General features: G+C 42.0%; 20 protein-coding genes. 4 read left to right on the top strand and 16 right to left on the bottom strand.

Annotation, left to right across the window (positions count from 1 at the left end):
* Positions 1 to 145: 145 nt before the first annotated feature.
* The 13 genes from AB5443_RS07535 to trpB form a co-directional block, all read right to left on the bottom strand.
* Positions 146 to 793 carry a DapH/DapD/GlmU-related protein gene (locus tag AB5443_RS07535; protein ID WP_073346249.1) on the bottom strand — a complete coding sequence of 216 codons (648 nt, stop codon included), beginning with the start codon at positions 791 to 793 and terminating at the stop codon, positions 146 to 148.
* Positions 745 to 1,689, bottom strand: a complete 945-nt coding sequence (locus AB5443_RS07540; RefSeq protein WP_073346246.1) for a glycosyltransferase family 2 protein — start codon at positions 1,687 to 1,689, stop codon at positions 745 to 747. The genes AB5443_RS07535 and AB5443_RS07540 overlap by 49 nt, the downstream gene beginning before the upstream one ends.
* 15 nt (positions 1,690 to 1,704) lie before the next feature.
* Positions 1,705 to 2,868, bottom strand: coding sequence for a sugar transferase (locus AB5443_RS07545; protein ID WP_195407529.1), 1,164 nt, complete (start codon positions 2,866 to 2,868; stop codon positions 1,705 to 1,707).
* Positions 2,869 to 2,883: 15 nt separating this feature from the next.
* Positions 2,884 to 3,249, bottom strand: coding sequence for a PleD family two-component system response regulator (locus AB5443_RS07550; protein WP_022137887.1), 366 nt, complete (start codon positions 3,247 to 3,249; stop codon positions 2,884 to 2,886).
* A gap of 236 nt (positions 3,250 to 3,485) precedes the next feature.
* A complete protein-coding gene (locus tag AB5443_RS07555; RefSeq protein ID WP_283139997.1) occupies positions 3,486 to 5,870 on the bottom strand; it encodes an LruC domain-containing protein in 2,385 nt (794 codons plus the stop codon).
* 244 nt (positions 5,871 to 6,114) lie between these two features.
* Entirely contained in the window at positions 6,115 to 7,155 is a 1,041-nt protein-coding gene (locus tag AB5443_RS07560) for an asparaginase (RefSeq protein ID WP_022137885.1), read from the bottom strand.
* Between the two features lie 244 nt (positions 7,156 to 7,399).
* The gene (trpA, locus tag AB5443_RS07565; protein WP_277131475.1) at positions 7,400 to 8,170 is read right to left on the bottom strand and encodes a tryptophan synthase subunit alpha; all 771 of its coding nucleotides are present in this window, start codon (positions 8,168 to 8,170) and stop codon (positions 7,400 to 7,402) included.
* A gap of 13 nt (positions 8,171 to 8,183) precedes the next feature.
* Positions 8,184 to 8,813, bottom strand: coding sequence for a phosphoribosylanthranilate isomerase (locus AB5443_RS07570; protein ID WP_277131472.1), 630 nt, complete (start codon positions 8,811 to 8,813; stop codon positions 8,184 to 8,186).
* A gap of 26 nt (positions 8,814 to 8,839) precedes the next feature.
* On the bottom strand, positions 8,840 to 9,622 hold the full coding sequence (gene trpC / locus AB5443_RS07575) for an indole-3-glycerol phosphate synthase TrpC (protein ID WP_073346241.1): 783 nt from the start codon (positions 9,620 to 9,622) through the stop codon (positions 8,840 to 8,842).
* Positions 9,623 to 9,625: 3 nt separating this feature from the next.
* The gene (gene trpD / locus AB5443_RS07580; RefSeq protein ID WP_022137881.1) at positions 9,626 to 10,621 is read right to left on the bottom strand and encodes an anthranilate phosphoribosyltransferase; all 996 of its coding nucleotides are present in this window, start codon (positions 10,619 to 10,621) and stop codon (positions 9,626 to 9,628) included.
* Between the two features lie 4 nt (positions 10,622 to 10,625).
* Positions 10,626 to 11,192 (bottom strand): aminodeoxychorismate/anthranilate synthase component II, encoded by a 567-nt coding sequence (locus AB5443_RS07585; RefSeq protein WP_022137880.1) that lies wholly within the window; start codon positions 11,190 to 11,192, stop codon positions 10,626 to 10,628.
* A 53-nt stretch (positions 11,193 to 11,245) separates the two neighbouring features.
* Entirely contained in the window at positions 11,246 to 12,652 is a 1,407-nt protein-coding gene (locus AB5443_RS07590; protein WP_277131468.1) for an anthranilate synthase component I family protein, read from the bottom strand.
* A gap of 48 nt (positions 12,653 to 12,700) precedes the next feature.
* On the bottom strand, positions 12,701 to 13,888 hold the full coding sequence (gene trpB, locus AB5443_RS07595) for a tryptophan synthase subunit beta (protein ID WP_277131465.1): 1,188 nt from the start codon (positions 13,886 to 13,888) through the stop codon (positions 12,701 to 12,703).
* Between the two features lie 360 nt (positions 13,889 to 14,248).
* On the opposite strand from trpB, the gene AB5443_RS07600 reads away from it, so the two are divergent.
* Both AB5443_RS07600 and AB5443_RS07605 read left to right on the top strand, forming a co-directional pair.
* A complete protein-coding gene (locus AB5443_RS07600; protein ID WP_022137877.1) occupies positions 14,249 to 14,389 on the top strand; it encodes a hypothetical protein in 141 nt (46 codons plus the stop codon).
* Between the two features lie 79 nt (positions 14,390 to 14,468).
* Positions 14,469 to 15,614, top strand: coding sequence for an iron-containing alcohol dehydrogenase (locus tag AB5443_RS07605; RefSeq protein ID WP_073346228.1), 1,146 nt, complete (start codon positions 14,469 to 14,471; stop codon positions 15,612 to 15,614).
* Between the two features lie 73 nt (positions 15,615 to 15,687).
* On the opposite strand, the gene AB5443_RS07610 is transcribed toward AB5443_RS07605, so the two are convergent.
* The gene (locus tag AB5443_RS07610) at positions 15,688 to 17,313 is read right to left on the bottom strand and encodes an ATP-binding protein (RefSeq protein ID WP_277131462.1); all 1,626 of its coding nucleotides are present in this window, start codon (positions 17,311 to 17,313) and stop codon (positions 15,688 to 15,690) included.
* A gap of 273 nt (positions 17,314 to 17,586) precedes the next feature.
* On the opposite strand from AB5443_RS07610, the gene AB5443_RS07615 reads away from it, so the two are divergent.
* Both AB5443_RS07615 and AB5443_RS07620 read left to right on the top strand, forming a co-directional pair.
* The gene (locus AB5443_RS07615) at positions 17,587 to 19,446 is read left to right on the top strand and encodes an SLC13 family permease (RefSeq protein WP_277131459.1); all 1,860 of its coding nucleotides are present in this window, start codon (positions 17,587 to 17,589) and stop codon (positions 19,444 to 19,446) included.
* Positions 19,447 to 19,602: 156 nt separating this feature from the next.
* Positions 19,603 to 21,963, top strand: a complete 2,361-nt coding sequence (locus AB5443_RS07620; RefSeq protein WP_277131457.1) for an LruC domain-containing protein — start codon at positions 19,603 to 19,605, stop codon at positions 21,961 to 21,963.
* Positions 21,964 to 22,192: 229 nt separating this feature from the next.
* Here the strand turns inward: AB5443_RS07620 and AB5443_RS07625 are convergent, their stop codons facing one another.
* Both AB5443_RS07625 and AB5443_RS07630 read right to left on the bottom strand, forming a co-directional pair.
* The gene (locus tag AB5443_RS07625) at positions 22,193 to 23,134 is read right to left on the bottom strand and encodes a Ppx/GppA family phosphatase (RefSeq protein ID WP_277131455.1); all 942 of its coding nucleotides are present in this window, start codon (positions 23,132 to 23,134) and stop codon (positions 22,193 to 22,195) included.
* Positions 23,131 to 25,221 carry an RNA degradosome polyphosphate kinase gene (locus AB5443_RS07630; RefSeq protein WP_277131453.1) on the bottom strand — a complete coding sequence of 697 codons (2,091 nt, stop codon included), beginning with the start codon at positions 25,219 to 25,221 and terminating at the stop codon, positions 23,131 to 23,133. Before AB5443_RS07630 ends, AB5443_RS07625 begins: the two co-directional genes overlap by 4 nt.
* Positions 25,222 to 25,333 lie beyond the last annotated feature (112 nt).

A 25,333-nucleotide genomic window follows, 5' to 3' on the forward strand; every position in this document is an offset into this window, starting at 1 on the left:
TCGGCGGGATTCTATTTCATTTTTACTTAAATGTGGCTACGTAATAAAATTATGACTAATTAATTCAATTCTGATACTGCAAAGATAGTGCGTTTCAGCATGTGTCACAATCACCTATATAAGGTATATTACGCAGCTATTCTCATTATTTATGGTTACTAGTAGGTGTTTTCTCTACTTTCTCCCATTCTTTTGTTTCAAAATTGTACGCTTTGATGATTCTAGCAGGGCATCCCGCACATATGGAATAGGGAGGAACGGAATGACTGACTACACTTCCGGCAGCCACTACGCAATGTTTACCTAAAGTGACGCCCGGAAGAATCACCGAATTGGCGCCTACCCATACATCATCCTCGATAACAACGGGTTGTGTACTCACCCCCTGTTCGTCAATCATCTTTTCCGCATCCTGATAATTGTGGTTGAGTCCGGTGACAGTTACATTTTGAGCCAGGTTGACATGATTACCAATAGTAACGGGACCTATGATTGTATTTCTTAGTCCGATACGGGTATAATCCCCGATTGCCAAATCTCCGACAGCATTGTTAAGACAGGAGAAGTCTTCCACCACCGAATATCTTCCTAAAGAGAATCGATTGAAAGGAGGAAGGTCTTTGCGTACACTTCGGTAGATAACAGAACCTTTTCCGCGTTTCAGATAGATGAAATCGAAAAGACGTATCCACCAGTTAGGGCGTGTCTTGACGGGATGCATGATGAAACGATGAATAGCTTGCTTTAAGCCGGGATTTCCTTTAATTCGCTGTTTAAGTGTCTTTTTCTCCATATTGAATGTTTTTTCTTCTTCTTATCTTCTACCAAATAATCAGGAATTGCCAAACTGTATGTGATTAGTAAACCGAAAAGCAGAATCCACCAACTAAATGATGAAGTCCAGTCGTATCCTGTAATCAATAAAGCCCAAATGCCTACGAAGATACACAATTTTAGTGGAGAAGGTATCAATTGCTGTATAATCCGGTTAAAGAAACTCCAGTTTCCTTCTAATAAAGAAGGAAGCAGATAGGAAGCCATCTTCCGGATACGTTTCCGATAAGGGCAGACAGGGGAGGACTGGCAGTAAACGATTGCGTCCGGTAGGTAATCTATATAAATATTCTGTCGGAGTAACTTCCGCTCAATGTTGGTTTTGGAACTTTTCAAATTCTTTTGCAGCCATTCCAAATCAATAGCCATATTGGTTCCGAGTAAATTGGATGACAATCCAAACTGAGTGTTTCCTGCCCTGCAAATACTGTTTTTTATTTCATCACACAGGATGCGAAAACGGTTTCGAAAGCCTTGGCGGTTTTCGGTAATTGAATGTAATTGGATTGCCTGTATGCCTGAATCGTAGGCATCGTATATCTTGTCCATCAATCGTGGTGACAAGGCACAGGCTGTATCAGACAGAATAAGTACCAGGTCATACTGTTCTTTGTCCAAACTGTTGATACGTTGGTACAAGTCATTATAGGTGATAAACTCGTAAGGCTCTTCTTTATAGATGGTTATAAGTGGACTACCTTCCGGGATAAGAATCGCACAATGGTACTTCTTCTTGGTTTTTGAATAGATGATATGCTTGAAATGCGACGCCACTGCCAATATAAAAAGATATAGAAATAAAACTCCTGTGAAGAAGAATACCAAATCATCTAGTATGTAGATATAAGAGTCCATTGTCCGAAAGGGGAATTATACGTTCTCTTTTTGAACAAATGCAGTGACTGTCTTCAGGATGATTTTTATGTCCAGCCAAAAAGAGAATGTTTTTGCGTAGGTGATGTCCAGTTGCTTGCGCTCTTCGGCGGAAAGCTTTCCGGCTTCCCCTCTTTTCTCCACCTGCCAGAGTCCGGTTAGCCCTGCCGGTCCCATAAAACGGTCGATATGCTCATCGCTGGTCAGCAATTCAGCTTCGTAGAGTGGGAGAGGGCGGTTGCCTACTATCGACATATCCCCCTTTAATATATTAATGAGCTGTGGCAACTCGTCAATGCTATATTTACGAATGAACCGTCCGATTTTCGTGATTCTGGGGTCATTCTCCAGTTTCACGAACGCATTACTCTTTTCTTTGGATTTCTTGTGAATATAATCTTCTTCGGTGATAACGAAGTCGTCAGATATCAGGAGGATTTCTTCTTCGTCGGCATTTTCATTAAGTTCTGCTTCCGGTTCTTCTTCCTCTCCCCAAATGTCCTGCTCTTCTTCCTGATATTGGTTGAGAGCGTTGAAGTCTTTCAGATGCTTGTCGGCATCGGTGTACATCGAGCGGAACTTGAGGAAGTCGAATATCTGATAATTACTTCCTACACGTTTGGATTTGTAGATAATCGGGCCTTTACTCTCTATCCGGATGGCTAATGCCGTAAATATCAAAAGGGGAGAAAGACACAGTATTGCCATTCCCGAAAAGAATATGTCAAAAGCTCTTTTCCATAATGGCAGCTTGAAAGCGTTTATATTTTGCGCTTTGAGTTGAAGAGCTTTTATTTTTTGCTCTTTCCTGCGCTTGAGGAAGGTTGACAAGTCAGTCAGAGCTTCGTGTGTGGTTTCGTATTTGATGGTATTGTTGATTCCGGCTTTGAGATACTCTGACGCTTCCTCTTTGGATAAAGAATCAATGACGAGTACCATATAAAGCCCCGGATATTTTTTGCGCATATAGCGTATATCAGCAATATCTTTAGACAGGTTTACCTGCTCAAAAAATAGGGCAGCGTCATATTTTTCCCGTATCTTATCCAGTACTTTGATAGCTTTATTGCAATTCGATGCCGCATAGAATACCCCTATACTTAGTTTAGAGAACAGCTCGATTGTTTTACCATCTTTGCCTATGTAAACAAAATATTGCATGTGGAAGCTCCGGTATTAGTCGATAATCTTTTTTATTCGGATTTTAAGTTCCAAAGGATTGAATGGCTTCAGGATGTAGTCTTCAGCTCCCTCTTCCAGTAATCTGATTCTTTCTGTTGTACTTTCTTCGCTAGACAGCATAACGATAGGAATTGACTTGAATAACTCATTATTCTTCATGTATTTTAAAAATTCATCTCCCATCATGAGGGGCATACGAATGTCCGAAATAATAAGATCGGGCATATTACCCTCATTAAGCCATTCTATAGCTTTAATAGGATCTTCCAAATAGGTAAAATCATAATCTTTTCCTAAATAAACCCCTGCTACTTTCCCAATTGTCGCCTTATCGTCGACTAGTAATATTTTTTTCTTCATACGAATAGACCTTTCTATCGCTTGCTTTGTTATTGATTTATAGATTTGTTTGCTGTCACATTAAATTTGTGACGCTGTGCAAATATAGATATTATTTTAGAATAATCTCTCAATATAGGGAGCTAAAATTCATGATATGTATAATTTTCTCTATAAAATGCAAATCGGCGGGAATTTAATGAAAGACACGGACTCCACTATTTATGAAATCCGTGTCAACAAATCATGTTTAGTTTTTATTTGTATACTTTGGAGGAATCGAAAGTTTTCCACCAATCTTGATTCTTGCTACCGCCACTTGTCACCCAACTTTCAAACAGGGAGTAGGCGTTCTTGATGTTCGTATATTCCAAAGGCCATTGGAATTCGGTCGGAACCATAATTCCCCATGCCAGATTCTCTTTACTGATGTAATATCTCTTGCGTGAAGTAGAGCTGTCATCGTTGTTTCCACCGAACAAATCAGTATTCGCCAGTTTGGTTGGCTGATAACCGGCAACGTGAATTTCTTTACGGTTGTTTCTGTTTCCTTCTACAAAGATGAAAACATTCAACTTGTTAATGTTGAGCTCGTCAACAGAAATCGGATTACTGAATTTAATCGTGAAACTAATATTCTTTGGACTTTTATTGTTTGAACTGTTTTTGATGGTATTAATTTGTTCGTAGCGATTAAGCCCTAATGTCTTATGTGCATCGTCAAACAACGGAATCACCGCATAATCCTGCCCATTTTCAATCCGGTTATTATTCACATTGAAGTTTTGGATAAGAGAATTGTCGCTGAACTCTACCGGTTGTGTGATGGCACTGGCAGGAACGCCGTTCAGCATGATGGCAGCTCCGATACTCTTGGTTGCTCCGGCAGCCGATAAGTCAATACTTAGTTTAAACTCCTGCGCCTTATTATCTTTATTAATCGAAATCTTTCTTTCTTTGATAATCAGAACCACGTCATTCATATCATAATCTCCGTATAGCGGCCATTGGTCTTCAAATAAATATGCATAGTTACGAGTGTCATCTACTATGATCGGATAGTCAGGGTCTTTAGGTTCTTCACCTTCGTTTCCGTTATTCTTAGTACCTGTACAAACTTCGATTACGGTTTTGGATTCTCCTGTTTTAGTGATATATGCACCGTTCTGTATGTAGAAATTATCCCACCATGGGTTCTTTTCTACATGGTTATCAGATTCAATGGCCAAATTACCGTCATATGTGAAACCTTGTCCGGTTATTACCGGAGATTTTATCATAGAAGCATTTTCACCTTTTCCATAAAAAATAACATGACCAGTTTTTAAATCTATGCTTGTAGTTGCGTCTAGCATTGAACCGTCATTCAAGTTTACTGTTCCATTCATAAATTCCATCTTGGGTGCTTTGAGGTATCCCTGATTGAAGTTGAACGTAGCTCCGTTTTCATAGAAAGAAGTAGTAGCTTCCATACTACAAGAATTGTTGACGGTAGTATTAGTGAAGCTCATCGTCTCAAATACCATTATATTAGTATTCGTAATAACAGCATCTGAATTGGCGATTATTTTTTTACCATAAAGCTCTCCGTTATTCTCTAATGAGAAGTTAGAAGGAAGATTCAGTTCGCCTTCAAGCTCAATCTTATTATCATTAACAATTTGCGTGTTAGAATTGATTGAGATGTCTTTACTTGTTATTGTTCCTTTATTATAGAGAGCTGCACCAGAGTGTAGTGTAGCATTATTTGTTACTGCCAGTGTACCCCAGTTTCTTAATGCGGCAGGTTCGCCATTCGTGAATGATATATTTTCAGTCGCAACGCTACCCTGATCCATAATGGTCAACATAGAATTTCTGATAAATGTCATTGTTCCTGATGCTTGGATTTTAGCATCGTCCATAACGATGATTTCGATACCGTTTTGGAATTCAAAATTTGATGGAATAGTCCATTTTGCATCTACATAAACTTTCGTTGCAATCTCACCATTATATCCATCAAATTTGAATGTGCCGATATAATCAGAAGTGATTTTGTAGGATGCATCGCGCAGTAAAGTAGTCCCGCTCATTTCTGTAATTTCTTTAGCGCCATCCGGTATCGTAGAATAATCCGGTTTTTCAAAAGAAATACCTCTTGTTGCGACAGCACGGCTCATCAACGCTCTATTTTGTGCGGCAGATTCTACATAATAGAGTTTACAAGTCATATTATCACTGTTTTCCGGTACATCGAATTGATATACCTGTTTACGTCCTCTAGGGTCGATTTGTTTGATGTAAATCCCCTTTTGAGTTGATAGTAGACTGATGGCGGCTGTAACTTTGAAGTTATTGCCTTTGTCAGCCGTCATTGTAGTAAGTGCGGAAGCACTTTCGTTGGCAAGAGGATCATCTGCGTATATTTCTACTAAATAAGCATAAAGACCACCTTCTTCATCTTTCACTTCGACTGATACATTTTTGCTTGTCATCATGCTCCAATCGAAACCGTCGGGAGCGGCAAAACCGTCACCCATTGGGTTAGGTGTTTCATAAGACGGATCATATAAATCCTTTCCTGAATCGACACAACTGGACACAGTGCCTGCCATTGCAATAGCAATGATTGGCACAAATTGAATTGTTTTTTTCATCATACTGTAATATTGCTTGATTGTTTGTAACCAAATCTTATACAAAAATAGTCGCATATCTTATATTAAAGATGTGTTTTTCTCTATTTTATGTAATGAAAACAACTCTACTTCCGTTTTGGTTTCACTTTGGCTACATTAGGATTGTTTAAGGCTCTGTATGAATACAAAAGAAATCCCCTAACATTCTCTTTTACAGGAACCTGTAAAACGAAAGTTAGAGGATTGTACTAAATCTGTTTATTTCTTAGGGCTTGGTGATTTCACCTATTAGACAGGAGTTCATTTTGTATCGGATGTCTTGGTTGGATAATCCGTGTCCCAATAAAAACATGAGCTTGGTTATGGCACATTCAGGGGTACTATCGTATCCACTGATGACACCCGCTTCCAACAGATGCATCCCTGTCTCATAGCGTCCCATCTCTACCGCTCCTGAAGCACATTGGGTGATGTTCACGATAATAATCCCCCGTTCGGTAGCTTCCTTCAGTTGGCGGATAAACCACTCTTTTTGTGGCGCGTTTCCTGACCCGAAAGTTTTCATTACCACCGCTTTCAATCCGGGAACATGTAGGAGAGAAGTTACGATACTCTCTTGGATACCGGGAAAAAGTGTCAGTATAACCACATTTGTGTCAAATAGATAATGCGGTTTTAAAGGCTTGGTAAGGTCGGGCTTACGGATAAGGTTAGGCTCATATTTAATATGAATACCTACCCGTGCCAGTGGCGGGTAATTAAAAGACCGGAACGCATTAAAGTTTTCCGCGTTTATTTTGGTAGTACGGTTACCACGCATCAAGTGATTCTCGAAGAATATGCATACTTCGGGAACGATGGCAGTGCCGTCCGGGTTCCTGGCAGCGGCGATTTCAATAGCGGTGATGAGATTTTCTTTTCCATCCGTCCGTAAAGTTCCGATAGGAAGTTGCGAGCCGGTGAGAATAACGGGTTTGCTTAGGTTCTCGAGCATAAAGCTTAAGGCAGAAGCAGTGTAAGCCATGGTGTCCGTTCCATGAAGGATAACAAAACCATCAAAATAATCGTAGTTATAATTGATAATCTTCACCAGTTTTGCCCAATAAGCAGGCTCCATATCCGAAGAGTCGAGAGGTGGTTCGAATTGATAGGAAGAGATACGATAGTTGAATCTTTTCAGTTCGGGAACATGCTTGAGCAGATGGTCGAAATTGAAATTCTCTAAAGCACCAGTTTCAGGATTTTCTATCATTCCGATAGTTCCACCCGTATAAATTAACAAAACAGAGGGAGTATCTACTTTCATAACCGTTGAATTTCTGTTAAAACGCTGACAAAGATACCGATTAATTGGATATTATGAATAGTAAATGATGAATTTGTTTGTAGATTAGATTGAAATGTTTTAAACCTGAATATTTATACGGACTTATCCGATGATTTAAAAGAAAAAGCGCCTGTGTCTTTAAAAGTAAGTAGTTAAAGACCGGATGGCTGTGCGAACATATCCGTTCCGGTTACTTTAACTGCTTGCTGTTGATTATCCTTATTTATTTCAGTGCTTCTTTCAATTTGAGAATGGCTTTCTCCGGATCTTTTTCTTCTTCGAGCAGAGTGACAAATTTGCTACCGATGATTGCTCCCGAAGCATGTTCGCAGGCCGCCTTGAAAGTCGCTTTGTTCGAGATACCGAATCCTACCATCAATGGATTGTTCAGATGCATATCTTCTATCTTTTTGAAGTAAGACCGCTTCTGATCGTTGAAGTCCTGTTGTGCTCCGGTGGTTGCTGCGGATGAAACCATGTAGATGAAGCCGTCTGTATGTGCGTCGATTTCACGTATACGCTCTTCGCTGGTTTCCGGTGTGATAAGCATGATAACTCTGATGTTATAACGTTCGGCGATGATGCGGTATTGTTCCTGATAATCTCGGAAGGGAAGGTCGGGAATAATCACTCCGTCGATACCACATTCCATGCATTGGCGACAGAAGTTCTCAAATCCGAACTGCATGATCGGATTCAGGTAACCCATAAATACAAGTGGTATTTTCACATCCTTGCGAATATCACGCAATTGTTCGAAAAGGAGTTTCAGGGACATGCCGTTACGTAGTGCCCGGGTAGCGGCATTTTGAATAACAATGCCATCCGCCATCGGATCACTGAAGGGAATCCCGATTTCAATCATACTGACTCCGTGCTTTTCGAGTGTACGGATTACATCGGCAGTACCGTCCAATGTCGGATCACCTGCGCAGAAATAAATGGAAAGTATATCTTTCTTATTGCTGTTGAAAAGTTGATTAATTCTATTCATGATTATTGGAAATTTAAAATGATGATTTTAGTTCATTCAGGAATGTCCGGATACGTTCCGTATCCTTCTTTCCCGGTTTTAGTTCAAAACGGCTGTTGAGATCATATCCGGCCAGTCGGGGATGCTTGAATTCTTTCAGCGCATTGACACTGTAAGGATTGATGCCACCGCTTAATAAGAAAGGTACCTGCCCGTTGTACGTGTGCAGGATACTCCAGTCGAACTGATTGCCCGAACCACCATACTGTTCGCATTTCGTATCGAACAGGAACAAGTCGCAGACCTTTTCATACTCATATACCTTTGCCAAATCCTTGGGACGGGCTATTGAAAAGGCTTTGATGATTTTCAATCCCGCCATATGCAATGACCGGCAGTATTCCGGTGATTCGGTTCCGTGCAGTTGCACATAGTTCAGTCCGAAACGATCGGCATACATGCTGACTATCTGCTTGTCTTCATTCACAAAAACTCCGACACGTCGGGTGTAGATAGGGAGATAAGCCGGAAGCTCGTAGACATATCGGGGAGATTTGGGATAAAAGATAAATCCCAGCATATCAATGCCTTCAAGTGATTCTACATCCCGTATGTTTTCAGCTTCACACATTCCACATACTTTGATAATTTTTCCGTTGATCATAGGGCTGTCCGTTTTGAATAATTAGTTTATTGTATGGCTTGCAGGAAATTCTGTAAAGTTTCTCCCGGTTGCTCAGTTTTCATAAATGTTTCACCGATCAGGAATCCGCGGAATCCGGCTGTCCGGAGACGTTTTACGATTTCGGGATCGGAGATACCGCTTTCGGATACCAATACCGCGTCTTGGGGAAGTTGTCCGGCCAACCGGAACGAGTTTTCCACATCGGTGAAGAAAGTTCCCAAGTTACGATTGTTGATTCCTACCATATCTATCTTTTCATTAATATACGACAACTCTTCCGGACTGTGGATTTCCAGCAGAACTTCCAGTCCCAAAGAATGTGCCTTCTCTGTAAGTTCATTACATCTTTCCTGTTCAAGCGCGGCTGCGATAAGAAGCACTGCATCCGCACCGACAATTTTTGCCTGATAAAGCTGATATTCGTCAATGATGAAATCCTTTCTTAGAATAGGAATCTCTACCAAAGGGCGTGCGATACGAATATCTTTCAGGCTTCCCCCGAAAAACTTCTCATCGGTGAGGATAGAAAGGGCGGAAGCACCTGCTGTCGCATAGGAGAGAACAATTTCTTCCGGACGGGCGTCTTGCTTTATCCATCCTTTAGACGGAGAACGTCGTTTGAATTCTGCAATCACGCCCGACTTTGAAGAAGCCAATGCCTGTTTCATGGAGCGAATAACCGGAGCCTCGCTGATACCTTCCTGCAACTGTTCGATAGAAATAGCCTGCTTTTGCAGGTCTACTTCAAATCGTTTGTTGGCTATAATTTCGGATAATATATCTTTCATATTTTAACTGTTTAATTCAATGAATTTCTTCAAAGTTGTTAATGCCCGTCCGCTTTCCAGCGACTCTTTAGCCATGGCAATACACTCTTCAATCGTTTTCTCCGGACAAACTACATGGATGGCGAAAGCCGAGTTGATAACCACCACATTCTTCTGGGCTTCAGTCGCTGTATTATTCATGATGTTATCAAAGATTTTCGCGGCATCTTCGGGTGTTTGCCCACCATCCAAATCGGTGTCTTTATAGCGGGAGAATCCGAGACTTTCAGGAGTATAAATCTTTTCGTGGTCACTGGTTGCTACTTTAAATTCGTTGGTCAGGGAGATTTCATCATATCCGTCCAGGCTATGAACGACGGCAAACTTCGTTTTACTTTCCTGATAAGTATAGGTATAAAGACGCAGCAGCGGAAGATTATAAACTCCTAAAAGCTGATAAGCCGGCAATACCGGATTCACCAACGGGCCGAGCATATTGAAGAAAGTACGCACTGCCAGTCCCTTACGCACCGGAGCGACCGCCTTCAAAGCCGGATTGAACAAAGGAGCATGCAAATAAGCAATATTACACTGCTCCATACTGCGACGCAATTGGTCTACATCACTGGTAAACTTCACGCCATGCTGTTCCATCACATTGCTGGCACCACTGACTGACGTTGCTCCATAATTACCATGCTTCACCACCGGAAAGCCTGCTCCGGCAACAGTGAAACAAGAAGCCGTAGAAATGTTGAATGTATTTTTCCCGTCACCGCCTGTTCCTACGATATCTATCGGAGCAAACTCGCTCAAATCTACCGGAACGCGCATCTCAAGCAATGCATCGCGGAAACCGCATAATTCTTCAACGGAAATATTGCGCATCAGGAAAACCGTGATTAGCGAAGCCACCTGTACATCATTATATTTTCCTTGTGCGATGTTTTGTAAGATAGTACGGGCTTCATCGCGTCCCAAATACTGATGCTCAAAAAGCTTATATAGAATCTGTTTCATAACTTTAATCGTTTAAGAAGTTCTTGATAATTTCTTTTCCCTGAGGAGTCAATACCGATTCGGGATGGAACTGGATGCCATGTACGTCATAAGTTTTATGGCGTAGTGCCATGATTTGCCCTTCCTTACTTTCTGCCGTTATTTCCAGGCAATCGGGAAAACCTTCCCGACTCACTACCCAGGAATGATATCGTCCGACGGGAATTTCCTTCCCCAATCCCTCAAAAAGTATATCCGGGCAGAGGATGCTGACCGGAGTCTGTACCCCGTGATATACTTCTGTCAGGTTTTCCAAATGTGCCCCGAAAGCTTCGCCGATAGCCTGATGTCCCAGACAAACGCCCAGAATGCTTTTTGTCGGAGCATACCTTTTGATAATAGGTAACAGCAATCCTGCTTCTTCGGGTATGCCCGGGCCGGGAGACAGGATGATTTTATCGAACCGTTCTACTTCGTCAAGCTCTATTTGGTCATTGCGGACTACTTCTACATCCGTAGCTCCCAGTTCTTTCACTGCGTGCAGCAAGTTGTAGGTGAAAGAGTCATAGTTATCTAAAAGTAATATTTTCATTTTTTTCTAGTCTTTGTAAAATTGTTGCTCAAATCGTTTCCTTTGTCTTTCACTTAATTTTTTAATTTTACAGCCAAATCAATAGCCTTTTTCAACGCTCCCAACTTGTTATTCACCTCTTGCAATTCGTATTCATCCTGACTGCGTGCCACAATACCACCCCCGGCCTGGAACCATAATTCATTGTTGCGGCTTACAAATGTACGGATAGTGATAGCTTGATTCAATTCACCGTTCAAGCCGATAAAACCGATACACCCGCCATACGCTCCACGGTTGTGGGGTTCGATTTCGCTGATTAGTTGCATGGCGCGGACTTTCGGTGCGCCGCTTAATGTGCCGGCAGGGAACGTGTCGATAAATGTTTTTATTTTATCCGCTCCCTCGTTCAGTGCGCCGCTGACACGGCTTACCAAATGGATGACATGACTGTAATATTGCGGCTCTTTGTAGAATACCACCCGTACATCATGGCAATTGCGGGAAAGGTCGTTTCTTGCGAGATCTACCAGCATCACGTGTTCCGCATTCTCTTTCGGGTCGGCAAGTAACGCTTCAGTCAGTTCACGGTCTTTTACGACATCTCCGGTACGGCGGGTAGTTCCTGCGATCGGGTCGATATACGCCCTGCCTTCTTCAATCTTGCAGTGTGTTTCAGGTGAAGAACCAAAGATGCGGTATCCGCCGAAGTCGAAATAGAAAAGATAAGGAGAGGGGTTAATGCTGCGGAGCGCGCGGTAAACTTTAAAATCATCTCCGGCGTATGGCTGGATAAATCTTCTGGAAAGTACGATTTGGAAAACATCGCCACGCATACAGTGTGCGATTCCTTTACGGACATTCGCCTTATGCTCTTCGTCTGTGATGGGACTGGTGACAGGGCCTGTCACTGAGAAATTGTAAGAAGCGTAATTCCTGTTTTCGATGGCTGCTTCCAGTTCCGACAGACCGCTTTCTTCTCCCTCGGCCGACATCTCTACTAATGTCAATTCATTCTTGAAATGGTTGAAGACGATGATATACTTATATAATATGTATAGCAAATCCGGTGCGTCGTTCTCTTCATCGTGACTTTCTTTCACCGGGATATGCTCGAAATACTTCACGGCGTTGAAAGTGGTATATCCATAAAGCCCGCATACATTTTTGTTTTCTCCACTCACTTGGAACTGGCTGATAAAGCGGTTCATGGCTTTTTCCACGGTGAATGTTTTAGTCAGCGGCTCTTCTGTACGGCTGCCGTCCGGGTAATTAGCTGTAACGATACCGCAATTCACGCCGATATTTGCCAACGGACAAAGGGCGATAAATGATAGAGAGTTCTCTCCGGCATGATAATCGGAACTTTCCATTAATGCAGATTGCGGATACATATCGCGCACTTTCAGGTAGATGCTGACGGGAGTATGCATATCTCCGAGCACCTGTTTGCTATGGGTAGTATAATTAAATGTTTTCATCTCTGCTTTTATTAATTACAAGTTATAAATTCGATTTGGCTGGTTCTCCTATTGCTCTTCGTTGAAAGATAAATACGTCTCGATGTCTTTGTCACCTCGTCCCGAAACCGTGAGTACAACCACATCTTCCGGTTTAAACTTCAGTTTCTTCAAAGCGCCTAGTGCGTGTGCCGATTCCAGTGCGGGGATAATTCCTTCCAGTTTCGTCAGTTCGTAGGCGGCTTCTATGGCTTCGTCATCGTTGATGGCCAACACGTTGGCGCGTCTTTGTGCGGCAAGGTTGGCATGTATCGGCCCGATTCCCGGATAATCCAGTCCGGCAGAAATGGAATATGGCTCTTCAATCTGTCCGTCCTCGTTTTGAATGACGTAAGTACGTGCACCGTGGATGATTCCCATTTTTCCGAGTTGGATGGTGGCGGCAGTCATTCCTGTCTCTATCCCCTTACCTCCGGCTTCCGCCAGGATGATGCCTACCCGTTCGTCATTGATATAGTGATAGATCGTTCCGGCAGCATTGCTTCCGCCGCCTACACAGGCTATCAGATAGTCGGGAAAATCGCGTCCTTCCTTTTCTTGCAGTTGCTTTTTGATTTCTTCGCTGATAACAGATTGCAGGCGTGCCACCATATCAGGGTAAGGATGAGGACCGACGGTAGAGCCGATGATGTAATAAGTGTCAGCGGGATGACAACACCAGTCGCGGATAGCTTCGTTCGTGGCATCTTTCAGAGTCATGTTTCCTGAAGTGACGGGAATCACGGTTGCTCCCAACATCTTCATTTTCTCTACGTTGACGTGCTGGCGTTCTATGTCCAGTTTTCCCATATAAACGATACATTCCATATCCATTAGCGCACATACGGTAGCGGTTGCCACACCATGTTGCCCGGCTCCTGTTTCGGCGATGATACGTTTCTTTCCCATGCGACGCGCCAACAGAATCTGCCCGATTGTATTGTTGATTTTGTGAGCGCCCGTATGGTTCAGGTCTTCCCGTTTCAGATACAGTTTGCAACCATATTTTTCAGAAAGGCGTTTCGCCGGATAGAGTGGGGAAGGGCGTCCTACGTAGTCACACAGCAACTGGTCGAATTCTTTCTTGAAGTCTTCACTTTCAATTACTTCGAGGTACTTATTCTTCAGTTCCTCTACACATTTGTGGAGAATCTCCGGTACGTAAGCACCACCGAATTCTCCGTAATAGCCATCCTGGTCAACTAAAAAACTTTTCATAATCCTATCTATTTTTATGTTACTATTTGATTTTGTTCGAAGACGGGCAAATAAAAAGAGCCCTGTCGCAAGCTGCGACAGGGCTCTTTCAAATCTGTTATATCTTTAATGAGGTATATACATACGAGCACTGCTCCCTTACGACTGTCGGAGTTGTAACGGGCGCCACCACCAATATGTATTTACTAACATTGTTCTCATTGTCTTTTGTTATTTTATGGGGACAAATATAGACACTTTGTTTGAAACTGCAAACAAAATATTACTTTTTTTCTCTTTTGCCTTCATTTTTCTGATTATAGAAACAATTTCAAGCCTGAACTGTTCTTATAAATATTGAATTTTTAAACAAAAACAAGTATGAAACAGAGAAAAGTCTTAGTAGGCATCGCTATTGCCATTTTTGTTATATTATTGCTTTATTGGTTACTAGTGGCAGAGGATATGAAACCTTGGCTGTCGGCTATGGTTCCTTCCATTGCGCAACAATTTGTAGCTTGATTCTGAAAGGTTTCGGATAATTCGAGTATCTTTGCAAGGATAGTAACTGATAAAACCAAATAAGAACAAGAGACAAGATATGGAAAATTTTATTTTTCAAAATCCCGTGAAACTGATGGTGGGTCATGGGATGATTGCCCGGTTGGCTAAAGAAATTCCGTCCGACAAACGTATTATGATTACTTTCGGTGGCGGGAGCGTGAAGAAAAATGGTGTGTACGACCAGGTAAAGGAAGCATTGAAGAATCATTTTACCGTAGAGTTTTGGGGGATTGAACCCAATCCTGCCATTGAAACGCTCCGTAAGGCGATTGCTTTGGGCAAAGAAGAGAAAGTAGATTATTTATTGGCTGTTGGCGGCGGTTCCGTGATTGACGGTACGAAATTGATTTCTGCAGGTATCCTGTATGACGGTGATGCCTGGGACTTGGTGCTTGCCGGACGTCCTGCCACTCATACAGTGCCGCTTGCTACTGTATTGACTCTTCCTGCTACCGGCTCCGAAATGAATAACGGAGCAGTGATTTCCCGTCGTGAAACAAAGGAGAAATATCCTTTCTATGCCAATTACCCGGTATTCTCCATCCTTGACCCGGAAGTAACTTTTACGCTGCCACCCCATCAGGTAGCATGCGGACTGTCAGACACCTTTGTTCATGTGATGGAACAATATATGACTACTCCCGGACAGAGCCGTATCATGGATCGCTGGGCAGAAGGTATCCTGCAAACATTGGTAGAGATTGCTCCCAAAATCCGTGAGAATCAGCATGATTATCAACTGATGGCAGACTTTATGCTTTCGGCTACAATGGCACTGAATGGATTTATTGCCATGGGAGTATCGGAGGATTGGGCGACTCATATGATTGGTCACGAAATCACCGCATTGCACGGACTGACACATGGTCATACACTGGCAATCGTTCTTCCTGCTACCCTGCAAGTGCTTCGTGAAGCAAAAGGCGATAAGTTGGTACAATACGGTGAAAGAGTATGGGGAATCACTTCCGGCACGAGAGAAGAACGTATTGACAAAGCGATTTGTTGTACGGAAGACTTCTTCCGTTCATTGGGATTGACTACCCGCCTACATGAAGAAAACATAGGGCAGGAGACTATCCTCGAAATTGAACGCCGCTTCAATGAACGTGGCGTTAAATATGGAGAGAATGGAACTGTGACGGGAACTGTTGCCCGTGAGATATTGGAGACTGCACTTTAATCGCCTTCCCTGTCTGTTAAGAGAATAAATGACTGTCCTGCAAGTTTCATAAGAAAAGTGCAGGACAGTTTTATTATTTCACAATAATCTCCCGTATCGGAATCCTGAACCAAAAACAAGAACCTTCCCCTTCTTTGGAATCTACGCCGATCACTCCGCCCAATCGTTCCACAATAATACGGCAGATAGCCAATCCGAGTCCCGTTCCTTTTATGAAAGAGTTCAATTTGACAAAGCGTTCAAATACCTTGTCTGTCTTATCAGCAGGAATTCCGATTCCTGTATCTTTTACATAAAAATATATATCACCTTTTTCCTCTTCAATCCGGTATCCCATTTGGATACTTCCCTTCGGGGTAAACTTCATGGCATTGTTGGTGAAGTTTATAATCACTTGCGATAAGCGAACGCGGTCAGTGTTGAGAATGCACTGTTCTGCCTTTTCCGTAAACATGATTTGTACGTCCGGCGAGGGATTCTTTTCCTGCATTTGCCGGCAGATACCGTCCATCAATTCATTGATATCAGTCGGGGCTAATGTAAACTCCATAGTACCCGCTTCAATTTTCGACAGGTCGAGAATATCATCAATCAACTGCAATAGCAATATATTGTTACTGGAGATGATTTTCATGAATTCCTGTTTTTCTTCCTCTTCCTGCGATTGGCAAATCATTTCAGAGAATCCGACGATAGCGTTCAGTGGTGTACGTATTTCATGGCTCATGTTGGCAAGGAAAGCTGATTTCAGCCGATTGGATTCCTCTGCTTTTTCTTTTGCCTCTTGCAGCATCCTGTCTATTTTTAATTTCTCGGTGATATTTTCGAAACGGAGTAATCCGCCGATGATTTCAGTAGCGTTTTTATCATTGAATACGGGAGTTGCCGTTACCTCAAAGTCTACATTGTCCACTCTGATTGTATGCCGGATAATTTTTCCTTGTTCAATTGCCTTTTTGAAAGCACATTGCCCGCAAGGTTCATTTCGGAGCGCACTGGTCTGGTAGCAGATTTTTCCCGGAATATATCGTCTTCCTTTTACCAGACTGGTGATTTGTGTTGTCTCTTCCCATTGCACACGGTAATTTTTGTCAATATAGATAAGCCCGAAGTCGATACTTTTCAGAGCAAGTTTCTGCTTTCTCAATGCTTTCTCCAATTGCTCTTTGGCAGCCTCCAGTTCTCTTTCGTAATTCTTGAGTTGGGTAATGTCCCAACGGATTGCCAACAACCACTTTTTCTCCCCTTCCCACGAGATGACTGATTTCACGACAATAGTGTCGTGTACTATCCCGTCCGGAGTGAGATATTTCTCTTCTCCGCGATAAATTTTACCTTCTTTTACGAGCTCATTGTCAATGTTGCGGTATCTTTCTCCCTGTTCTTCTCCGTATATTTCATAGTCAGTATGCCCTATAGCGTCTTCACTGCTGATTCCTGATTCGATACTCGACTCTTTGTTCCAATAGTAGTATCGAAAATCATTTGTAATGTCTTTTACTATGATGGGAAAGGGAAGATTATCGAGAATGTCGAATGAGAAGCGATAAGAGTGATTTGTTTTTTCTATAGCTTTGCGTAGTTTGTAAATTCTGTGTAACAAGATGCAGATAATAAGGAGTAAAATTATTATCAGTAAATAATTAAGACCCCAATGGGAACCGCTAATCCAGTAAACTAATAAACTATTGTTTGCCATAAAATGTTTGTTATAAATAGGCTGTAAAGATATGAATTCTTACGTAATTCTCAAAATATTATACATAAATATATTATGGTTCAGCGATATATTGTATGGCTGTAATAATATAATATCAGCAATTCCGTTACTTATGGTGTTGTTTTTTTCTTGTTTGGTATTACGAACTAAAAACTTATCTAATTTGTTTTCATCGAGTGGAAGTATTTTCTATTTTTGTCTATCCAAATTGATTTTTGATAAAGTCAGAATAAAACAATCATTTAATTACTTATGTTAATAACCATTATTATTCTCGTTCTTTCGGCTATCTTTTTCGTGAACGGCAAGATTCGTTCGGATATTGTGGCACTTTGTGCGTTGGTGGCCTTACTTATTTTTCAGATATTAACCCCTGATGAAGCCCTTTCCGGTTTTTCCAATTCGGTAGTCATTATGATGATCGGATTGTTTGTGGTAGGCGGGGCTATTTTCCAGACAGGGCTGGCAAAAATGATAAGCTCCCGTATTCTTAAACTTGCGGGAACGAGTGAAACCCGCCTGTTTCTATTGGTGATGTTGGTGACTTCTGCCATCGGTGCGTTTGTCAGTAATACCGGAACGGTGGCGTTGATGCTTCCTATTGTAGTCAGTTTAGCAATGAGCGCCGGAATGAATCCGAGCCGGCTGTTGATGCCGTTGGCTTTTGCAAGCAGCATGGGTGGTATGATGACCTTAATCGGTACTCCGCCGAACCTTGTGATACAAAACACACTGACTTCGGCAGGACTTGAACCACTCTCTTTCTTTTCGTTCTTGCCGGTAGGTCTTGTTTGTGTAGCTGTCGGTACGTTGGTGCTGATGCCGCTTAGCAAATGGTTTCTTTCTAAGAAAGGAAAGAAAAACGACAATTCACGCTCAGGCAAATCGCTGAAGCAATTGGTAAATGAATATGGGCTTTCGAGCAATTTGTTCCGTTTGCAGGTGATAGGGGATTCCCGCCTTTTGGGAAAAACAATCATCGATTTGGATATCCGACGCAAATATGGGCTGAATATTATAGAAGTCCGTCGTGGGGATGCGTCGCAACATCGCTTTCTGAAAACGATTACACAGAAGTTTGCGGCACCGGATACAGTACTCCAAGCAGAAGATATTCTATATATAACAGGCGATTTTGAGAAGGTTCAACTGTTTGCCGAAGAATACCTGCTGGAAATATTGGGCGACCATGCAACGGAGGAAACGAAGAACTCTGCTAATTCTCTTGAATTTTATGATATCGGAATTGCGGAAATAGTCTTGATGCCGGCGTCCAATCTGATAAACCAGACTATTAAAGAAACAGGGTTCCGTGATTTGTATAACGTAAATGTATTAGGTATTCGTCGTAAAAAAGAATATTTATTGCAGGATTTAGGCAATGAACGGATTCATAGCGGTGATGTTCTTTTAGTGCAGGGCACATGGAACAACATAGCCCGCCTTAGCAAAGAAGATTCCGATTGGGTTGTTTTAGGACAGCCTTTGGCAGAAGCGGCTAAAGTTACTTTAGACTATAAGGCTCCGGTAGCTGCCTCTATCATGGTGTTGATGGTGGCAATGATGGTATTCGACTTTATTCCTGTTGCTCCGGTCACTGCGGTTATGATAGCAGGCATATTGATGGTACTAACCGGATGCTTCCGTAATGTAGAAGCCGCTTATAAAACAATTAATTGGGAAAGTATCGTGCTGATTGCCGCCATGCTTCCCATGTCCTTGGCTTTGGAGAAAACAGGGGCTTCGGAGTATATATCCAATACGTTAGTCAGCGGTTTGGGTTCTTATGGTCCTCTAGCGTTAATGGCAGGTATCTATTTTACAACCTCATTGATGACTATGTTTATCAGTAATACCGCTACGGCAGTACTGCTTGCGCCGATTGCTTTGCAAAGTGCCCTACAGATAGGGGTTAGTCCGCTTCCTTTCCTGTTTGCTGTGACGGTGGGAGCAAGTATGTGCTTTGCTTCTCCGTTCTCTACACCACCTAACGCGTTAGTGATGCCTGCCGGGCAATATACCTTTATGGATTATGTCAAAGTAGGATTGCCGTTACAGATTATTATGGGAATTGTGATGATTTTCGTTTTACCTTTACTTTTCCCTTTTTGATGCGAACGTGAAAAAAAGATGGAGGCTGTATTGAAAAATACAGCCTTTTTTTATTTAATATCTGCAAATACGACTATCTTTGCAAGCAGATTACCAGCGTATTAAGGGTAATAGATTTTTTCGCATAAATAAAACGAACTAAAGAATTAAGGGATTATGAAACAAAACATTGCAAAAACACTAACTTTTTCGTTATTGGCAACCTCTGCCGTTTTTACCAGTTGTGTGGATAATGAGAAAAACTTGTTTAACGCAGACCAACTGAGACAGATTTACGAAGAAACTTTTCCTGTAAAGAATATCGATCCTGACGGAGACTGGACTATGTCCCGCAGTGTAACTGCACACGTGGCGGTGGACGCTGACTTGGGAAAAGATTATCCGATACGGATATTTGATGCAAATCCGTTAAATCCGGAAAGCAATGCCAAACTGTTAGCGGAAGGTAGCGTGAATCAAAGTACCTCTTTTGATGTTGTGATGGACTGTGCGACTGCACTCGATAAAGTATTTGTTGCGCGTGTAGATACGGAAGGACATTATCTTGTGCAGCCGGTAACCATTCAAAATGGAGAGGTAAGAGCATATTTTGGAGATAAGGATATATCTGCACGTTCTGCGTCTCGCGGTGTAATAATGGGGACAATACCTACTATGGAAGCTCCTTATACAGCAGAGTTTATTAGTAGTAAAAAGGAGACTGCCACTGAAATTCAATCAGGGTGGGATCTTGGTGCAAGCTCCGGATGGGGTGATAACTATAAGCAACACCCTGTTTTCGGGCAGAGTGAGCGTTGGTTTAAGATTGAGGAAGGGAAAACTTTCAAGGCAGGATTTAAGAATAGCGGAACTAGCGGGGGAGCTCAGGCAGTGAAAGTAATTATTCCCAATGGCAGTACATGGGTAATTAATAATTCCGTTCAGTTTGATAATATCACAGAGATTATAGTAGAAGATGGAGGAAAAATAGAAATAGATGATGATGCAAGTTTAATATTAACTGCCGCTTCATATATAACTGTGTTGAAAGGTGGAAGTATCAAAGGTGATGGAGATCTTCGAATAACAAACGGATCTGCCGGATGCAAGAACTACAATGCGGGAAAGATTGATTGTTCGGTTTTAGATTTTAATGGAGGGGTAGGTGAATTTTATAATTATGGAGAACTTGAACTAGATAAGTATATGGCTTCTACCAATGGCATGGTGCTGGTGAATCATGGAACTATTGAAGCTGAAGACATAGAGGGTAACAATAATACATCTATCAAAAATGGCTGTCACATCAAAGTCGAAAATAGATTCCAGTTTGGAGAACTTCTGATGGGACATATTTCTGAGGCTATCTGCGGGGAACTGAGCAGAAATGGGAGTAATGGCAAGATTGAGATGGAAGCACAATCCATGTTGGTTTGTGAGAAGGCTGATTTATGCAAATATATCTTTGGCCCTACTGTTGGGAAGGCTTTATTGAAGATTGATGAAATAATAGGTAATGTTTCAGAATTGCCATATTCAGATTTTAAAATAACGAATAATATTATTTGCGAAATAAAAGACCAGACCTCTCATGGAACGGCACCGTGGGAATGGTCTGCTTTTGATTGGCTGGTGTATAAGGGACTGCAAAACTCCGCTACCTATTGCAATCCGGGAAAAGCGGATTTTCTGCTTCCTGCTGATGAGGATGAAAATGGATGCATAAAAGAAGGTTATGGCTCTGATGATAATCCCGACGATGTGGAGATTAGAAAAGTCGTATATTCATATGCTTTTGAAGATAACTACCCCAAAGCAGGTGACTATGACTTCAATGATATTGTATTGAATGTGGCTTTACCCGCTGCCGGCAATGAGGTGAAAGAATTAAAATATACAGTTGACCTTCGGGCTGTTGGTGCCGTGAAGCAATTAGGTGCCGGATTAAGAATACTGGGAATAAATAAGAGCAATGTGGAAGTGGTGGACTTTGGTGCAGGCGCAACTCAACGGGCCGGCTCTTTGTCTGCTTCACGTATATTTGAAAATGCGTCTTATGAAACGAATGGCAGTGAACTTGTCATACCTTTGTTTGGAGATGCGCATTATGTCTATGGATATACAGGTGCACAACGTCCTATGTTGAATACAGGAAATGCAAGTACATCTCTTACGGATATATATACTCTTGAAGTGACGGTAAAACTTAAAAATGCCGTATCCATTCCCAGTGTAACAAATAATTTGGATTTCTTCATAGCTTATCAGGGGATTGGTGAAAAAAGAACGGAGGTTCATTTGAACCAATTTAATTCGGCAACAGCGAATGGTCAGTTGGCGGATAGTAATGTACTTGAGGTTATCAAGGCAGTCAATAACACGTGGGCTCTTTGTGTCCCCGATAAATTTGCTTATCCGATGGAAAGAACTGTGATAACGGACGCCTATGCTAAGTTTGCGGACTGGGCGCATGATCAGAGTACTAATACCGATTGGTATAGTACGCCTTTAAGTAGTGATAAGGTAATAAAATACTAATCTTCTTTTTTAATATAAGTCGACAGCCGGAGAATGAACTATTTTCCGGCTGTTTTCTCTATGAACTAATCCTTAGGTTGCGAAGAATTAATATTCATTATGCAAGACTTTATTCGTCTGACAGTTGTATTTTTTTCGTCTAACAGCTGTCAGACGAAAGAAACACAACTGTCAGACGGAAGTTTGACAACTGTCAGACGAATAAGAGTATGTAATATAAGGGATAAATTCATTTAATCGGAGACGTAGAATTATGCGGAGCAGGTGGTAAATTCATATGTTGTGTGTATAGGCTATCAATGATACCATCGGACAATCCGATAGTAGGTACAATGATACTGGTAGCTTTTACATAAGTCGCTACTTCAAGAAATATCTCTGCTGCCGGAACAATTACATCTGCCCGATCCGGTTTCAGTTTGTATTGCTTGATGCGCTGCTCGGTAGGGAGGGCTTGTAAAGCCGTATAAACTTTACGCAGCGATTCAACGGGTAGGAGAGAAGCCTTTTTGTCCTTTTTTTCAGCGAGACGGAAGAGTTTATTGATATTTCCGCCCGAACCGATAATGCTGACTGGCGCATATTCCGTGGCAATACCAATCAGGTCGGTACGTAGCGCTTCCTTTTCCTCTTCTTTCACCATGCCGCTAAGCATACGGACTGTACCTATATTATATGAACGGGAGTTTTTCAATTCTCCGTTACTGATAAGGTTAATTTCCGTACTACCGCCGCCAACATCTACATATAGATAATTCTGTCCGGATGCAAACAGTTGTTCGATGTGATTGTCATATACAATATGCGCTTCTTCCTGTCCGTCGATAATGTTCACGCGAATTCCTGTTTTCCTCGCTATCTGTCGGACGATATCCTTGCCGTTTCGGGCGTCGCGCATAGCGGATGTGGCGCAGGCGCGGTAATCCACTACATCATATATTTTCATCAATTGCTTGTAGGCTTTCATCAGCCGTACCAGCTTCTTCTCTTTTTCTGCCGAAATAACACCTGTTGTGAAAGCGTCTTCTCCCAGTCGCAACGGGATACGGATGAGTTGTACCTTACTCATAAGTTCGGGCGCATTTTCTTCGTTTACGCATTTTATCAATAATCGTACAGCGTTGGAACCGATGTCGATTGCTGCATAATTAACTTTCTTCATATTTATCATAATGTGTTCTTGTATTCGTTATATAATTTTTCTTGTGAACGGAAAGGTGATATCGTTTTCTCGTCTAGTGGAGGAGTGAACGGAAAATTCCATGCCTGGTTGGTTCCCATCCCGTCTACTATGCGTCCTTTGGCTGTATCCTGAAATCCGTAACAGACGATTCGTTTTAAATCCGCCTGTATCTCTTTATCATACACAGGAGCCAGCACTTCAATGCGGTTGTCCAAGTTTCGTGGCATCCAGTCTGCCGAACCGATATAATATTTCTCTTCTCCGCCATTGGCGAAAATGAAAATGCGTGAGTGTTCAAGATAACGGTCTATAATTCCATTGATATGTATATTCTCACTGACGCCCGGAACAGCCGGTACCAAAGAACAGTTGCCGCGTACAACCAATTCTATCTTAACTCCTGCTGCTGAGGCTTCGTATAACTTTTCGATGAGTGCGCGGTCCGTTATGTGATTTACTTTGGCAAGGATATAGGCATCTTTTCCCTGTTCCTTGTTCTTTATCTCCTTATTGATAAGAGCAATCAACCGTTTACGCATATCATTGGGAGAAACGAGCAACTCTTTGAAATTAACGGGCGTGTATGGCTTCTCGATAAAGTCAAATACGGCATTTACTTCCCGGACAATGGGACGGTGGGCGGTCATAATGGTATAATCGGTGTACATGCATGCGTTTCCTTCGTGGAAGTTCCCCGTACTGATGCAGGCAATGTCTCCGTGGCGCGTTTCGATGTGTACGAGTTTGGAGTGAATTTTCAGCCCTTCCACTCCGAAGATTACATGGATTCCTGCATCCTGCATCCTTTTGCTCCAATTGATATTCGAAGCTTCGTCAAAACGTGCCAGTAATTCGATGACTACCGTCACCTTCTTGCCGTTCTTTGCTGCACAAATCAATGCCTTAATTACTTTGGAGTCTTTAGCCAGCCGGTAAAGTGTTGTCTTGATGCTTTTCACTTCTTTGCTGATAGCAGCTTCGCGCAGTATGCGGATGAAGGTATCAAAACTATGATAAGGATAATGCAGCGAGCGGTCTTTCTGACGAATCAGAGTCAGCAGGCTTTCCGCACCATTAAGCTCGGGCTTGAAAATAGGTTCCCAAACAGGATATTTCAGATGACTGTGACCACAGACCGGAAATTTCATTAAATCTTTGAAATTATGATAACGCCCACCCGCTACACGGGTATCGTTCTTGCCTATATTCAGACGGTCAGTCAGCCTTTTTAGCAAGTCCCTGGGCATTTGCTCGTCATACACAAAACGGAGAGGTTCACCTTTCTTGCGACTTTTCACTCCTTTGGAGATTTTCTGAAGTACGCCCGTCCGCAAATCACTGTCTATTTCCATTTCGGCATCTTTGGTGAACTTAAAGGTGTATGCTTCATAATCGGTATATTTCATTCCGACAAAAATCATAGGCAGGCAGTAGCGGATGACGTCATCGAGAAACATAAGACAAGTCTTTCCTTCCGATTCGGGCAGTTGGATGAAGCGCCCGAATTCTCCGACCGGCAACTGGATGACTGCATAATCCTTCTCTTTTATTTTTCCAGTTTCATCTTTGCGGAGCAAGCGGATGGCGAGATAAATATCCTCATCTGTCTGGTCGTCCAGTTGGCGGGGACCGTTAAGGAAAAGCGGGGTGGTGGAACCATTCAGCTTGTTGCGATAGAAAGAAGTGATGAATGTTTTCTGTTCATCGTTCATTTCCGTTTCTTTGATAACGTAAATATTTTCTTTTTTCAGTTCTTCCATGATAGAGGCGAACGTTTCTTCAAACTGTTCGTAGTAACGGTTGTGCAGTTTGCCTATCTGTTTCAGGGTGTGTGCGGCGATTTCCTGTTCTTTCTGTATATTCTTATCGTTGTACTCTATAATCCGGTTTAAGGTAGCGACACGGACACGGAAGAACTCGTCGAGATTGTTTGAATAGATGCCAAGAAAAGTCAGTCGTTCCAGTAAAGGAACTTCCGTACGGGCAGCTTCGAGTAAGATACGTTGGTTGAAATACATCCAACTGATGTCACGCTCAACATAAGGACACTTCTTTTTTGTTTCGCTTGATTTCATGATGAAGAATCTGTTTTTAATTTTCTGCAAAAATATCTAAGTGAGATGTAATAGCTATAACGGATTTGTTACGAACTTATTACAATGTTTATTTGTTATTTTTATATATCAG

The sequence above is a fragment of the Bacteroides sp. RTP21281st1_H5_RTP21281_210402 genome (assembly GCF_040918965.1).
Classification (GTDB): domain Bacteria; phylum Bacteroidota; class Bacteroidia; order Bacteroidales; family Bacteroidaceae; genus Bacteroides; species Bacteroides congonensis.